This window comes from Streptomyces sp. NBC_00440 (genome assembly GCF_036014215.1).
Classification (GTDB): Bacteria; Actinomycetota; Actinomycetes; order Streptomycetales; family Streptomycetaceae; genus Streptomyces.
This window is the reverse complement of the sequence record NZ_CP107921.1, coordinates 7,639,108-7,653,115: the sequence shown is the minus strand read 5'-3', so window position 1 is coordinate 7,653,115 and position 14,008 is coordinate 7,639,108. Positions and strand designations below refer to the sequence as shown.

The 14,008-nt window shown below is 69.9% G+C and carries 12 protein-coding genes; 2 read left to right on the top strand and 10 right to left on the bottom strand.

What is annotated here, in order from left to right; genetic code table 11:
• Window position 1: 1 nt before the first annotated feature.
• The 6 genes from OHB13_RS34040 to OHB13_RS34015 form a co-directional block, all read right to left on the bottom strand.
• Window positions 2-1,357 (bottom strand): carboxyl transferase domain-containing protein, encoded by a 1,356-nt coding sequence (locus tag OHB13_RS34040; protein WP_328379690.1) that lies wholly within the window; start codon window positions 1,355-1,357, stop codon window positions 2-4.
• Window positions 1,350-2,792, bottom strand: coding sequence for an acyl-CoA synthetase (locus OHB13_RS34035; protein ID WP_328379689.1), 1,443 nt, complete (start codon window positions 2,790-2,792; stop codon window positions 1,350-1,352). Before OHB13_RS34035 ends, OHB13_RS34040 begins: the two co-directional genes overlap by 8 nt.
• Before the next feature lie 157 nt (window positions 2,793-2,949).
• Entirely contained in the window at window positions 2,950-4,398 is a 1,449-nt protein-coding gene (locus tag OHB13_RS34030) for a sodium:solute symporter family protein (protein WP_328379688.1), read from the bottom strand.
• Entirely contained in the window at window positions 4,395-4,622 is a 228-nt protein-coding gene (locus OHB13_RS34025; protein ID WP_328379687.1) for a hypothetical protein, read from the bottom strand. The genes OHB13_RS34030 and OHB13_RS34025 overlap by 4 nt, the downstream gene beginning before the upstream one ends.
• Before the next feature lie 24 nt (window positions 4,623-4,646).
• Window positions 4,647-6,083, bottom strand: a complete 1,437-nt coding sequence (locus OHB13_RS34020) for an amidase (protein WP_328379686.1) — start codon at window positions 6,081-6,083, stop codon at window positions 4,647-4,649.
• A 126-nt stretch (window positions 6,084-6,209) separates the two neighbouring features.
• The gene (locus tag OHB13_RS34015) at window positions 6,210-7,205 is read right to left on the bottom strand and encodes an Lrp/AsnC family transcriptional regulator (protein WP_328379685.1); all 996 of its coding nucleotides are present in this window, start codon (window positions 7,203-7,205) and stop codon (window positions 6,210-6,212) included.
• 222 nt (window positions 7,206-7,427) lie between these two features.
• Here OHB13_RS34015 and OHB13_RS34010 point away from each other — a divergent pair, with 222 nt between their 5' ends.
• Both OHB13_RS34010 and OHB13_RS34005 read left to right on the top strand, forming a co-directional pair.
• Window positions 7,428-9,671 carry an MGH1-like glycoside hydrolase domain-containing protein gene (locus tag OHB13_RS34010; protein WP_328379684.1) on the top strand — a complete coding sequence of 748 codons (2,244 nt, stop codon included), beginning with the start codon at window positions 7,428-7,430 and terminating at the stop codon, window positions 9,669-9,671.
• 181 nt (window positions 9,672-9,852) lie between these two features.
• On the top strand, window positions 9,853-10,014 hold the full coding sequence (locus tag OHB13_RS34005) for a hypothetical protein (RefSeq protein ID WP_266862085.1): 162 nt from the start codon (window positions 9,853-9,855) through the stop codon (window positions 10,012-10,014).
• Window positions 10,015-10,135: 121 nt separating this feature from the next.
• Here the strand turns inward: OHB13_RS34005 and OHB13_RS34000 are convergent, their stop codons facing one another.
• The 4 genes from OHB13_RS34000 to OHB13_RS33985 all read right to left on the bottom strand — a co-directional run bounded on the left by OHB13_RS34000 (window position 10,136) and on the right by OHB13_RS33985 (window position 13,880).
• A complete protein-coding gene (locus OHB13_RS34000; RefSeq protein ID WP_328380457.1) occupies window positions 10,136-10,933 on the bottom strand; it encodes a family 1 encapsulin nanocompartment shell protein in 798 nt (265 codons plus the stop codon).
• A gap of 23 nt (window positions 10,934-10,956) precedes the next feature.
• Entirely contained in the window at window positions 10,957-11,940 is a 984-nt protein-coding gene (locus OHB13_RS33995; protein ID WP_328379683.1) for a Dyp-type peroxidase, read from the bottom strand.
• Between the two features lie 514 nt (window positions 11,941-12,454).
• Window positions 12,455-12,898: a MarR family winged helix-turn-helix transcriptional regulator gene (locus OHB13_RS33990; RefSeq protein WP_328379682.1), complete on the bottom strand. Its 444-nt coding sequence runs from the start codon at window positions 12,896-12,898 to the stop codon at window positions 12,455-12,457.
• Between the two features lie 301 nt (window positions 12,899-13,199).
• A complete protein-coding gene (locus tag OHB13_RS33985; RefSeq protein ID WP_328379681.1) occupies window positions 13,200-13,880 on the bottom strand; it encodes a PhzF family phenazine biosynthesis protein in 681 nt (226 codons plus the stop codon).
• Window positions 13,881-14,008: the final 128 nt, after the last annotated feature.

Sequence of the window (14,008 nt, the reverse complement as noted above, 5' to 3'; positions counted from 1 at the left end):
ATCACGCAGAAGGCAGGACGCTCACCACCCCGCGTGCGATGCCCAGCTCCACCAGATCGTGGGGGCGCAGGCGCAGCTGGTCCGCGGTCTCCCCGTCCCGGTCCGGTGCGCGCTTGAGGATGGCGGCGGCGGCCTCCGGCGCGATGACCGAGAAGTAACTGTCCGGTGTGGCCCAGAGGTTGCCCGGCGCGGCCGCCGCGAGCGCACCCCCGGAACCGCCTTCGCCGATGAGGAGCGTGGTGAGCGGTACGCGGGCGGTGGCCATGGCCAGGAAGAGACCGGCGATGGCCGGGCCCGCGCCGGAGCGCTCCGCTTCGGCGTCGTTGGCGGCCCCTGGCGTGTCGATGAAGGTGATCACCGGGATGCCCAGGGCATCGGCGAGAGAGACCAGCCGGGTGGCGGTGCGGTAGCCGGCCGGGCGGGTCGCCGTGCCGCACTGCGCGACGTAGGCGACGGTCAGCCCCTGGTGGATGCCGAAGCCGCACCGTACGCCCGGGTCGGTGCCACCGCAGCGGTCCCCGCTGATCTCCCGGATACGGCCGCCGAAGAAGGCGGCGAGGTATGCGGCGGCGCGTGGACGCTCCGGGGAACGGGCCAGCGCGACCGCCTCCTGGCCGGAGATGGCGCGGGCCGGTCCCCCGACGATGGTGCCGGGGGGCTCGGGCGCTCCGGCGCCCCGTGGTCCGGACAGCAGCAACAGCCAGTCGGCCAGGGCCGTCCGCAGTTCCCCGGGGCGCACCAGCGCGTCGATCTGCCCGGCGGCGAACTGGCCATCGGCGGTGTACGCGGCCGGGTCGGCGCCCGGTGGCCGCACCCGTGATCCCGCGAAGCCCACCTGTGCGCCGGGCAGCGCGAGGACGACGTCCGCCGCTGCGCCGAGGGTGGCCCAGCCACCGCCCGTCGTGGGGTCGCGCACCACCGCGATCTGCGGGGTGCCGGTGGCTCGCAGCAGAGCGGACTGACGTGTCACACGCTGCAGTTGGGTCAGTGCGCGCATACCCTCCTGCATCCTGCTGCCGCCCGTGGCGATCAGCGAGACGAGCGGGGTGCGCCGTTCCCTGGCCAGGGTGAAGGCGGCTTCCAGGAGGTCACCCGTGGGCTCCCCCAGCGAGCCGCCGAGGAAGCCGAACTCGAAGGAGATGAGGACGGCCGCCCGGCCGCCGATCGAAGCGGTGCCGCAGACGACGGACTCGCGTTCACCGGTCCGCGCCGCCGCCCGCGCGGTCGACTCGTGGTACCCCGGCCACCCGAGCGGGCCGTCGGGCTCCGTGGCACGGGGCGGTGGGACCAGCTCGGTGAAGGAACCCGGGTCCGCTACGGCGTCGATCGCCTCGCGGGCCGTCCACGGGTCAGCCATGCAGCGCACGCTTCATGATCTTGCCCATGTCGTTGCGGGGCAGCTCGTCGAGCAGCCGCACCTCGCGGGGCCGCTTGTGCGGGGCCAGCTGCTGTGCCACATGCCGGGCCAACTCCTCGACCGAGGGCGGGCTTTGCATGTTGGACGGAACGATCCAGGCGACGATGCGCTCGCCCAGGTCCGGGTCCGGCTCGCCGGTGACCGCCGCCTCGCGTACCGCGGGATGGTCCAGGAGGGCGTTCTCGATCTCGCCCGCGCCGATCTTGTAGCCGCCGCTCTTGATGAGGTCGGTGGCCTTCCGGCCGACGATACGGACGGCTCCGTCCGGGTCGCGGGTCGCCATGTCGCCGGTACGGAACCACGGCCCGTCGAATGCCGCGGCGGTGGCATCCGGGCGGTTCAGATACTCGGAGAACAGATTGGGCCCGCACACCTGGACCTCGCCGACGCTCTCACCGTCGTACGCCGTGATCTCCTCCCCCGTCTCCTCGACCAGCCGCACCTTCACCCCGGCCAGCGGCACGCCGACCGTGCCGGGCCGGGGCTCGCCGTCGGCGCGGACGCTCGTGTTCATCAGGGTCTCGGTCATGCCGTACCGCTCGATGACCCGTCGCCCCGTCGCGGCGGCGATGCGCTCGTGGTCGTACACGGGGAGCGCGGCCGACCCCGACACCAGCAGCCGGGCGCCTGACAGGGCTTCGGCCAGCGCCGGCTCGTCGGAGAGGGCCTCGGCGATGCGGTGGTACATGGTGGGAACACCGAAGAACATCGTGCCGTGAGCGGCCAGTTCGCGGGCGACGGCAGCTGTCTCGAAGCGGCCGAGATGGTGCACGGCGCCGCCCCGGCGCAGCGGGCCGAGGATGCCCAGGATCAGCCCGTGGACATGGAAGAGAGGAAGGGAGTGGACCAGTACGTCGTCGCCCGTCCACTCCCAGGCGTCGGCCAGCGCGTCCAGCGTGGAGGTGATCGCCCGGCGCGGCAGGACGACGCCCTTGGGCGGGCCGGTGGTGCCGGAGGTGTAGACGATCAGTGCGGGAGCCTCGGCCGGCGGCTCTTCGGGCAGCGGCAGGGGCCCGGACGTCGCCCGGACGTCGATGTTCACCCGGTCCAGCTTGTCGAGTACCGGCGGCAGTTCGTCGCCGGGTGCCGCGAGGACCAGTGACGGTGTGCTGTCGGACAGGATGTGCGCCAGCTCGCGCTCGCCGGTTCGCGGATTGAGCGGTACTGCGGGTACCCCGGCGAGCAGCGCGGCGACCACGCCGACGGCGGTCTCCAGGGTGGGCGTCGCCCAGACCGCGACCCGGCCGGCCCTGCCGAGCAGGGCCGCCGACGCTCCCGCCGCGGCGGCCAGTTCGGCATGGCTGAGCGAGCGGTCGCCGAAGGTCAGCGCAGGGCGGGCCGAGCCCGCGGTCAGGGCCGGGAAGAGAGGGGGCATACGTCTAACTCCTTGGACAGGGCGAGGGCGGAACGGAGGCCGGCGGGACACGGGACCGGAACATGGGATGCGATACCGGACGGAACCCGGGACGGAATTCGGGGCCGGATGTTTTCTGGGCCGGGCCGGGGCCTGGCTGTTGACGGTTCTCCTCCTCTCAGGCCACCCCGACTCTCTTACCCCGTACGCCACCGGGTTCCTCCCGGGAGGTACGCGAGCGCACCACCAGTTGTGCCACACCGGTGACGGCGAGGTTGGGCAGCAGCGCCACGAGTCCCGGGTCCATTGTCCCGAGATCCACGTCGCCGAAGGTCAGCCAGGTGAGGACCGCCACCCCGGTGAGGATGCCGAGCAGTACGGGGATCGCGTCCAGGCGCACCTTCCTGGCCAGGCCCATGACGATGGCAGGGGCCAGCTGGCTGAGTCCGCCGAAGGTGAGCAGCAGGAGGTTGGCGAGGAGGTCGGGACGGGACAGCCCGAGACAGAGCGCCAGGGCTGCGGCGACGACCGCGCACACATGGTTCGTGCGCAGCTGGGTGCGCTCGCTGCGGACGCTGAGGACATTGCGCGACAGCAGGCTGGAGATGCCGACGATGATGGCGGCGGACGGCACCATGGCCGCCGATGCCGCGGCCACCGCGACCACACCGACCAGCCAGCCGGGCAGGGTCTGGCCGGCGAGGGTCAGTGCCACCGCGTTTCCGGGCGAGTCGGGCGACACCATGAGGATGCCGGCGAAGCCGACGATGACCGGGATGCCGAGGGCTATCTGATAGAGGGGCAGCCAGATGGCGTTGGAGCGCAGCGCCCGGCCGCTTCGGGCCGCGAGGACCGGAGGCCACAGATGGGCCATGGTTCCCAGGCCGCCGCCGATGCCGGAGATGATGACGGCGCTGACGAAGAATGTTGCGTCATAGCCCTTCTGGTGGAGCGTCAGGAGGTCCGGGTGAGTGTCCCGTACGGTCTCGAAGAGGCCTCCGATGCCGCCCTTCACCGAGATCGCGACCCCGATGAACAGGACGAGGAGCCCGACGACCATCAGAGCGTCCTTGAGGTAGGCGACGCGGGCGACTCCACGGATTCCGGACCACAGGACGAAGCCGACGGTGAGGACGGTCGCCAGGATCATGCTGAGGTTGCCGCCCGTGCGGCTGCCCGTCGCCAGTTGGACGATCAGGCCGAGGCCGGTGATCTGCAACTGGAGGTAGGGCAGCAGGAACACGGCCCCGACGATGGCGACGACCCGGCCCAGGAGCGGGCTGCGGTAGCGCTCGGCGAAGAAGTCCGCCTGCGTCAGATAGCCGTGTTCGGCTCCGAGTTGACGCATGCGCGGAGCGGTGAAGTACTGGAGGACGAAGTTGATGGCGAGATAGCACAAGGCGTACGAGGCCGCGACCCCGCCACCGAAGGCCAGGCCGGCCAGACCAAGGAAGCTGAAGGTGGTGAAGGACTCGCCCGCCTGCAGGAACCAGGTGGTGAAGGTGGAGAACTTCCGTTCGCCGACGGTCCATTCACCGAGCGGGCCATTGGCCGGGCGGTGTCTGCCGATCCCGACCACGGCGATGGCCAGCATGCCGATCGTGGCGATGACGCTGGTGCTGTTCATGCCGTGGTCTCCGTCTCGGGGGTGTCCTCGCGTGCATCGGCGGGCAGGGCGAAGCGGTCGGTGAGCGCGAGCCCGGCCGTTGTCCCGGCCGTCCACAACAGGCACCAGGCCAGTACGGAGGGGACGCCGAGCCACAGATGGGGGCCGTTCACGAAGGGCAGGAACGGGGTGCTGAGGAACGCCATTACGGGCACGACGGCCCAGATCACATGCAGTTTTCTCATCGGGGCTCCCGGGGGGCGACAGCTTCAGGCAGGGGGAAGTACCGGTCGCCGGCGCCCGTGCCGGGTCGCGGCCTCGAACGCGGCACCGACTTCGAGCACGGCAGCTTCGGCGCGCGGCGGGCCCACGATCTGCAGGCCGACGGGGAGTCCGGCGTCGGTGAAGCCGGCGGGCACCGAAAGGGCGGGTGCGCCCAGAACGGAGAGGAAGTACGCGGAGCGCATCCAGTCGAGATAGCTGTGCTGCGGCTGCCCGTCGATCCCGGTGGGGTACTCGTCATCGACGGGGAACGGCGAGACCTGGCTGACGGGCGCGAGCAGCACGTCGTACCGCTCGAAGAAGCCGGTCGCGGCGAGATGGATACGGGTGCGCTCGGCGGTGGCACGTTCGAGATCCGCGACGGTGAGGCGCCGTCCCTCCTCGATGTTCCGGATGAGGCTGGGCTTGAGCGCGTCGCGCCGTTCGTCGAGGAACGTTCCGAACCCGAGGCTGAACGCCTGGGCACGCAGGGTCCGGAAGACGTGTTCGGCGCCATCGAGGTCCGGGCAGTCCTCTTCGACGCGGCACCCCAGCTCCTCGAAGATCGCCGCCTGCCGGGCCAGTACGTCGGACACGTCCCGGTCGACGGGTACCCGCCCGCCGAGGTCGGGCGCCCAGGCGACTCGCAGTCCCTTCAGGTCCCCGCGTGTCAGAGGGGCGCGGAAGGTGTGGCCGGGCGAGTCCAGGGAGAGGGGGCAGCGGGGGTCGGGGCCCGCCATCACGGACAGGAGCAGGGCGGTGTCCGCGACCGTGCGGCCCATGGGGCCCGCGACCGCGAGGGTGTCCCACACGTCGCCGGACGGATGGGACGGCACCCGGCCCGGGGTGGGCCGCAGTCCGACGACGTTGCAGAAGGAAGCGGGGTTGCGCAGCGAGCCGCCCATGTCGCTGCCGTCGGCCAGCGGATGCAGCCCGGCGGCGAGCGCGGCCGCGGCGCCGCCGCTGCTGCCACCGGCCGAGCGCCCGGTGTCGTACGGATTGCGGGTCGCGCCGAAGACGGGGTTGAACGTGTGCGAACCCGCCGCGAACTCCGGCACATTGGTCTTGCCGATACGGATGGCGCCCGCTGCCTCGATCCGCTGGACCAGGAGCTCGTCCTCGTCCGGCACATGGTCGGCGAAGAGCGGCGAACCATGGGTGGTGCGCATTCCGCGTGTCAGGTGGGTGTCCTTGAACGCGATCGGCAGCCCGTGCAAGGGGCCGGTGGCATCGCCCCGCGCCATCCGTTCGTCGGCCGCGGCTGCCGCGCGGAGTGCGCCTTCCTCGTCCAGGGTGACGATGGCGTTGACAGCGGGGTTGATCCGCGCGATCCGGTCGAGGTGGGCCCGGACGACCTCACGGGCGGAGAGGTCGCGGCTGCGCAGACGCTCTGCGAGTTCCGTGGCGTCGAGCATGCAGAGGCCATCGGCCGTGTCTTCGATCATGCGGCACACACTGAGGGCCGCTGACCAGATACGTCAACACCCATGCGTGAGTGAATTTTTCAGACGCGAATATTCTGCGACTGGATATTATGGTCAGAACTTGGGAGCTGCGAGCCGGGCGAGGCCTCAGACGCGGTGACGCAGGAGCGGTGTGGTCGTCCCGCTCCGCTTCAGGGCTTCCACCACCAGATGGGACTGGACTGCCTGCACCCTCCGCACCCACGGCTCCGCGGTCAGGAATTCGTGCAGCGCGGCCTTCGAAGGCTGCGTGACATCGACGAGCAGCTGGTACTCGCCCATGACCACGGCCGCGTACCGCACGAGCGGCGATGCGACGAGCAACTGCCCGACGGCCTCCACCTCATCGGGGCGCGTCTTGATCCACAGCAGTGCCTCGACCGGAAGTCCGAGCAGTGCGGGCTCCACACAGGCCCTGATGCTGACGAGCCCGTCGCGGGTCAGCGACTCCACGCGCCGCCGGGCCGTTGCCAGCGAGACTCCCGCGACCGCGGCCAGTTCCTCGTGCGTACACCGCCCGTCCTCGGCCAGCGCCCGCAGGATCGCCCGCTCCTCCGGGCCCACATCGGAGTCCGGCAGACCGACACCGTCCGCGACCGGAGACCGGCCGCCGAGCGCCGCGATCTCGTCCTCGTCCAGGATGTCCGGCTGCCACTCGTGCACCGTGCGGAAGTACCGCAGGACCGGCGAGACGTTCTGGGAGAGGAGTCCGGGCAGTGCGGGCACCTCGTCGAGCATCAGATGAGCCAACTGGCCCGGTGAACACTGCAGTTCGGCCACACAGTCGACCGCCCCCGCCAGCACATAGCTGAAGATGGCGTCGTCGCGCCCGGCCGCCGCCGCTGCCGCGTCCCGTACCGCCCCAGGACGGCAGTTCATCCGCAGGATCACGGTCTCCCCCCGCACCACAAGACCCGTGACGGCCACCCGCCCGCTCTCCAGGAGCCGCAGGCCGCGCCGCGCCACCTTCCGCTCCGGCTCCCCGAGCGCGGAGGCGATCCGCCGCCAGGACGCCCGCCCGTCGATCTGGAGCGCGGCGGCGATACGGCGGTCGAGGGCGTCGAGTTGCTCCACGGGCGAGGTCACAGCTGTCGGAGGCTTCACCACTCGACCCTATGCGTTCCGTCCGCGGGGCTCAGCCGGCGTGGCTCGCACGGCGAGGGACGACACGGACCGGGACGCGTCCACCGTGCCGACTCCGGTGGCCGTGCCCTGGCGTCGGCGGCGGTGCAGCCCGGAATCTGAGCAGGCCAGACCCCTCAACGGGCTGTCAACAAACTGTTAGCGTGGCCGGATTCCGATACCCCTCATGTTCCGAGGCTCTCGATGATTCATCTCTCGCGGAGGCAGTTCGCCGCTTCGTCACTCGTACCACTGGGGGCCGCCCTGCTGCCGGCGGCGCCCGCACATGCCCAGGAGACAGCGCCGGAGGCGTCACACCACGGTTCAGGAGACTCGTTCCGGGACGGGCTCTCCGACGTACTCGATCTGCACGGCCTTCCCGAGGCGGCCGAGCCGCCGGGCGACAATCCACTCAACGTCTTCGCCGACCTCGGCGCCTGGCACGCCTACGGACTGCCCTCCGCCGCGGACCACGCGTACCTCGGAGGCTTCAGCGGACCCCTGTACGTGGCGGAGGAGTACCCCTGGTACCTGAGCCGGGCCTTCAGCCGGTTCGGACTCGTCGACGAGCGGTCGGCCCGTGCCGTCGACCTGTCGGGCGACCGGGCGCCCCGCCTGGAGGCCCGGCCGGGCGTCCTGACGCAGTCGTACGTCACGGACGGTCTGTGCGTGACCGTGGAGCTGCGGTACGCCACCAACCGCAGCGCCCTGGTCCGGGCGACGGTCCAGAACCGGGGAAACAGCGTCCGCGAGCTGCGCGCCCACTGGACGGGCTCGCTGCTGCGCCACACCAGCGAGCCGGTTCGCAGCGCGCCGCGACTGCAGGCGACCGATGACGGCGTCGCGGTCCGGTTCGCCGAGGTCCGCTCGTTCAAGGACTTCCTGACCACCGCAGAGACCCGGTTCGAAGTGGCGCACGCCGGGTCCGTACGCACGACCGTCCACGGCGACGAGTACCGCACCACCGCGCACCGGCCGACGAGGCTCGCCCCGGGTGCGACGGCCACGTTCACCTGGACCGAGTCGTACACGTTCACCGACGCCGAGCGCCGCACGGACCACGCGGCCGTCCGAGAGGCCCTGGCGCACCCGGACCGGGTCGCGGACCGTGCGGACCGCCGTTGGCACCGCTACCTGACCCGCTCGTTCGACGGAGTGGCCCCCGACCGCTGCCGTACCGCGGCAAAGGCCGTACAGACACTGGTGACCAACTGGCGCAGCCCGGCCGGTGCACTGCGCAAGGACGGAATCACTCCCTCCCTCACCAACACGTCGTTCGCCGGGGGCTTCTGGGCCTGGGACTCGTGGAAGGAAGCCGCTGCGACGGCCATCTTCGACCCTCAACTGGCCGTCTCCACCATTGAGTCGATGTTCGACCACCAGATCCAGGCGGACTCCCCGGACCGTCCGCAGGACGCCGGGATGGTGCCGGACGCGCTGTTCTACAACGACATTCGCCAGGGCGGCCTGAACTGGAACGAACGCAACTCCAAGCCGCCGCTGGCCGCCTGGGCGGTGTGGCAGGTGTACGAGCGGGGCGGCGGCCGGGCGTTCCTGCACCGGATGTACCCGAAGCTCAGGTCGTACCACGCGTGGTGGTACCGCGACCGGGACCACGATCACAACGGCCTGGCCGAGTACGGCGCCACGGTGGATCCGGCCAACGACAGCACCGCGCAGCGGAGGCTGGCGGCCGCCTGGGAGAGCGGGATGGACAACGCTCCGAGGTTCGACGACACACAGGTGCGCACCAACACCGACCGGGCGGGCCGCACCATCGGCTACTCGCTGGCCCAGCAGTCGGTCGATCTCAACTGTTTCCTGTACGCGGAGAAACGCTTCCTCGCACGGATGGCCACCGAGCTCGGCTGGCCGGACGAGGCGAAGGACCTGAACCATGAGGCGGATGCCCTGCGGGACCGGATCAGGGCCCACACCTACGACCCGGCCACCGGATACTTCTACGACTGCGGACCGGACGGCAGCGGACCGCTCACGGCGGCCGGCAAGGGCATCGAAGGCGCTGTACCGCTGTGGACCGGCGTCGCGTCCGCGCGCGAGGCCGCCGGTGCCCGTGCCGCACTCACCGACCCCGCGCAGTTCGGCACCTTCATGCCCCTGCCGACGGTCGCGCGCAACAACCCGAAGTTCGACCCGACCGGATACTGGCGCGGTCTCGTCTGGCTTGACCAGGCGTATTTCGCCATCCGCGGCCTGTCCGACTACGGCTACGACCGGGACGCCCGGGCCATCGGCGAACAACTCCTCCAGCACGCGGACGGCCTGCTCGGCGACGGGCCCATCCATGAGAACTACCATCCGCTGACCGGCGCGGGAAAGAACTCCGCGAACTTCTCCTGGTCGGCTGCGGTTGTTCTGGAAATGCTGCGCAAGCACCCCTCCGCCGCACCTCTCCCCCGCTTGCGGGACGGCGGGCAGAGGGCTTGAGTGGAAGGTGGTTCCCCATCATCCGGAGCTGAGATGTCGATGCCGATGTGAAGGACGACTCGCTCCACTGCACCACCCGCAGCAGGACCGGCGGGGACGATGCCACGACCACCGGCCGCATCCTGACGGGCGGGCGCTGGAGCGTACGAGCAGTCCGCACCTCCATCGCGAGGAGAGAGTGATGGCACACCACAAGTCGAACCGCGAAGTCGAAGGCGACCCGGAGACCGGGCATGGACGCGGTATGCCCCGCCGCCCGGACGACAAGGAACTCGAACAGCGCGTGGAGGAGGACCGCGGCGACGTGGGGCTGCCGCCGGAACCGGACGCCGGAGCCGAGTAGGGAACGACGGAGGACGCGCCGCGTACGGGCATGAGTACGCGGCGCGTTCCGATGTGCCGTTCCGATGTGCCGTTCCGACGTGCCGTTCCGACGTGCTGGGCATCGGATCAGGATGTACGGATCAGGATGTGAGTGCCACGACGGCTTCGTCGGTGTAGACGAGGAAGGTCAGCGTCTGCCGGAAGTACAGCTCGATCTCGTTCATGTCATGCGCGGTGTAGCCGATCGAGAGGTCCTCGCTGAGACGCAGCTCGAAGTCACCACCGCGGGTGGAGACAAGGAAGGCACCGTCGAGCGCGGGCGCCCAGATGGGGGGCGCGTCCAGGAGCCGGCCCAGATGTGCCGCGATGGGGTAACCGTGGTCGGACGTCTCGCTCACCTCGGTGTACGCGTCGGCGCCCAGCAGCAGTGAGTACGGGCCGGCGACTCCGGCGAGGCGCAGCGTCGTCAGAGCCCGGCTGACGGTGTCCGGGTACTCACGTACCTCTGCCGGCAGGCTCAGCACCGGATTGGAGGTCCGCTCACGGAGCCCGCTGATACCCGCTGCCGCGTACCCCTCGAAGACGGCCCTGTCCTCAGCGAACGCCATGGAACGCGCCGCGTCCTTGACGGGCTGCCAGTCGGAGTCCTGCGCGCCGCGCTCGACGTCGTCCACCGCTTCGCGGGTGACCTTGAAGGGGACGTGGAGTTCGACCAGGGGCTGTACCTGGCGCAGCCGTGCGGTAACGCCGGCCGCCGGGGCTTCGATCGCGGTGAGATGGCCGGTGCCGACGGCGGCGAGCGCGGGATCGTCGGGTCCGGTCACGTCCACGACGCGGCGGCCACCGACGTTGCGCTGAAATGTGCGGCGGGCCTCGTCCTCGATCTGCGCCCAGGCCTGGGCGGTGATCGGGGCGAGTTCACGGTGCAGGTTGTTCATACCGGTGGACACGGGCATAACGATCAGACTCCTTTGAGGCTGCCGATACCGAGAGAACCTTCGGTCATCGTGGCGCCCGCGGGTGGGTCCGGCGGATCGTCGAGGAAGTCGGCGTTCGGGACGTGGAAGAGGCAGCCGGTGACTGCGGTGGAGAAGTCGAGGATCCGGTCATGGATGCCCGGCCGGTCTCCGAGGAACATATTGCGCAGCATCTGCTCGGTAATCTCTGGGGTGCGCGCATAGCCGATGAAGTAGGTGCCGAATTCGCTCTGTCCGATGCGGCCGAACGGCATGTTGTCCCGCACGATCTTCCGCTCGTTGCCGTCCTCGTCCGTAACGGTGTTGAGGGCGACATGGGAGTCCGCGGGCTTGACCTCGTCGGACAACTCGACGTTGTTCAGCTTTGTGCGGCCGATGATCATTTCCTGCTCGTTCGTGGGCAGCGCATTCCAGGCCGCGAGATCGTGCACGTATTTCTGCACGACGACGTAACTCCCGCCCGCGAAATCACGGTCCTCCTCGCCGATGAACACGGAGTCGGCCGCGAGCGCGCCCTCCGGGTTCTCGCTGCCGTCGACGAAGCCGAGGAGGTCACGCTCGTCGAATGATTTGAACCCATGTACCTCGTCCACCACGGTGACCGCTCCCCGGAGGCGTTCGCCGATCAGCCGGGCCAGCTCAAAACAGAGGTCCATACGGCGGGCCCGCAGATGGAAGATGAGATCGCCGGGCGTGGACGGAGCACAGTGGCGGGCGCCCGCCAACGGCACGAAGGGATGCAGTTCGCGCGGTCGCGGCCCGTCGAAGAGCCGGTCCCACGCGGCGGAACCGATGCCGACGACGCAGGTGAGCCTGGCGTCCGGAGCGCGGAAACCCACCGATCGCTTCAACCCGGCCACATCGGGGAGCAGGTCTCGGACAACGGACTCTCCGCCGGGCACGATGGTGCAGACGAGGAACAGGGCAGATTCGGCCGGCGGGGCGATCACGGACTGCGACTCGGCCACGGAGCCTGCCTCCTAGCTGTTGCGCTACGGCAAATACACCCCGCAAGCGATATCAGGGGGCACTGGGGATACTAGCTTCCAGCCGAAATCCGCGCCGTGGATCCCCGTTCATCACCACTTGTGCAACGTGTTGCGCCGGAAGCACGGGCGGGCCACCGCACCTATGCGGCCACCCGCCCGCTTTCGGTACGGAGCTGCCGCGACCCTCAGGACTGCGGCCGCCGTCCGTGGTTAGCGGCGTGCTTGCGGCGAGCCTTCTTCTTCCGTCGTCGCTTCGATGACATGGGCCACCTCCCGCGTTTGGCTGACCATTCCACGCTTCCACACGCCGGAGAGCGGCGCGATTCGACGTGCTGTCGCACAGCGGAGCACCTCGCGTTGATGACAGGACTCCGAATAACCGGTGAACAAGTCAATTAAGCTGACCACATCAAGGCAGAGTCGAAGCCTGTCGACGGCCCTGGCGGCTGGGGGTGAACGGGAATCGGGGCGGGACGGCTCGGCGTGGCCGGGTCTACCGCGCGTAGGGGTCGGTGATCTCGCGGAGTTGATCCAGGATCTGGTGCAGCAACGTGAAGTTGCGCGTGCCCAGGTAGGTCTTCCACTCCGAGAGGATCTCGTCGAGTGTCGCTGAGGCCACCTCGATCGCCCGCCGGCCGCGTTCCTCGATCACGATCAACCGGGCGCGGCCGTCCGTAGGGTCGGGGACCCGGCGGACATAGCCCAGGCGTTCCAGTTGATCGACCAGCACACCGGCACTCTGCTTGCTCATTTGCGCCTGGTCAGCGAGGTCCGTGAGGCGCGAACCATCCGGGGCGACGCGTTGGAACACCCGGCACTGGGCGAGAGTCCAGTCGTCGAACCCGGCATCCTGCAGGGCCCGGAACATCCGGTCCTCGGTGTACCGGTACGGGATGAACAATGACGTCCCTAGATCAACCCGCTGCTCGTCGTCCATACCGCTCTCGGCTCCGTCGCCCACCTGATCCCGCGAGGTTCACACCCTACGTCAATGCCGCCGGGCCGGATCGCCGTCGGCCCCGGCCGTGATGGCGCGCGTGCGGCTCCGATCGCGCCGGGTTCCGCACAGTGCCGTCCGCCCCTCGGCGACCTCATGCCGGCCGCTGTTGCCGTCGGCGCTGCCGTATGAGTACAACCGAGCCCCCGCACTGACCGTGGTGCCGATCGCCCGCAACAAAACTGGATGAACAGGGTTCTCCCCGAGGCCCTGCGGCTCTCCCAGCTCCTCACACGCCCGTTCACCGGTGCAGCGGGCGGACCTCCGTCGCCGCGACGCGACCGCCGATCTCGATCCAGCCTCCATCGGAGACACGGGCCAGGATCTCGGAGCCCCGGCCCTGGCTGATCCGCAGATCCCGGCCCAACTCGCCTGCCAGCACTATCGCCGCAGCGCCGGTCGCCTCGTCCTCGGCTATGGCGTCACCCCGCCGGGGAAAACCACGCGCACGGATCGTGCCCGCGGCTTCGTCCGCCCATGCCCACGCGTACAACCAGCCGTCGCCCGCGGGCGGCGTCGGCAGGGCATCGACAGCCTCGACCGACGGGTACCTCTGTGTGCGCTTGCCCGACACCCACTCCGCCCGGCCACGGATCCAGGTGAACTCGCCCTCGGTCCAGGTGGCAACGTCACCCGCCACCGTCCTCAGCACATCGGCCGACAGGCCGTGTTGCCGCAGCAGCCACGCCGTTCCGATCAGCGGATAGCCGGCGAAGGGCAGCCGCACGCTGGGTGTATAGATGTCGACCTCCCCCCGAGCGGTGTCGTCCACGAAAACGGTCTCGGAGAACCCGAGCCGCCGAGCGGTCTCCTGACGTTCTGCCGTACCGGGCACGGCAGTTCCGTCACACACCACGCCCAGCGGGTTGCCCCCGGTCCCGTCCGGACGTACGAACACGTTCACCATCTCAAGATCGGTCATGCAGGAACTAAAGCACGTGTCCAACTGCCCCCATTGACCAGCCGCTGTCGTCACCAGGTCCAGAGGTGGCGCCTGCGGTCACGGTCGCCGAGCCCGAACCCTCCTGGCGGCCACTGCTTGTAAAGACT

Bases quoted from the DNA above. Each gene is read 5' to 3' on its own strand.
- OHB13_RS34040 (WP_328379690.1), bottom strand. From the start codon at position 1,357: ATGGCTGACCCGTGGACGGCCCGCGAGGCGATCGACGCCGTAGCGGAC.
- OHB13_RS34035 (WP_328379689.1), bottom strand. From the start codon at position 2,792: ATGCCCCCTCTCTTCCCGGCCCTGACCGCGGGCTCGGCCCGCCCTGCG.
- OHB13_RS34030 (WP_328379688.1), bottom strand. From the start codon at position 4,398: ATGAACAGCACCAGCGTCATCGCCACGATCGGCATGCTGGCCATCGCC.
- OHB13_RS34025 (WP_328379687.1), bottom strand. From the start codon at position 4,622: ATGAGAAAACTGCATGTGATCTGGGCCGTCGTGCCCGTAATGGCGTTC.
- OHB13_RS34020 (WP_328379686.1), bottom strand. From the start codon at position 6,083: ATGATCGAAGACACGGCCGATGGCCTCTGCATGCTCGACGCCACGGAA.
- OHB13_RS34010 (WP_328379684.1), top strand. From the start codon at position 7,428: ATGATTCATCTCTCGCGGAGGCAGTTCGCCGCTTCGTCACTCGTACCA.
- OHB13_RS34005 (WP_266862085.1), top strand. From the start codon at position 9,853: ATGGCACACCACAAGTCGAACCGCGAAGTCGAAGGCGACCCGGAGACC.
- OHB13_RS34000 (WP_328380457.1), bottom strand. From the start codon at position 10,933: ATGAACAACCTGCACCGTGAACTCGCCCCGATCACCGCCCAGGCCTGG.
- OHB13_RS33990 (WP_328379682.1), bottom strand. From the start codon at position 12,898: ATGGACGACGAGCAGCGGGTTGATCTAGGGACGTCATTGTTCATCCCG.
- OHB13_RS33985 (WP_328379681.1), bottom strand. From the start codon at position 13,880: ATGACCGATCTTGAGATGGTGAACGTGTTCGTACGTCCGGACGGGACC.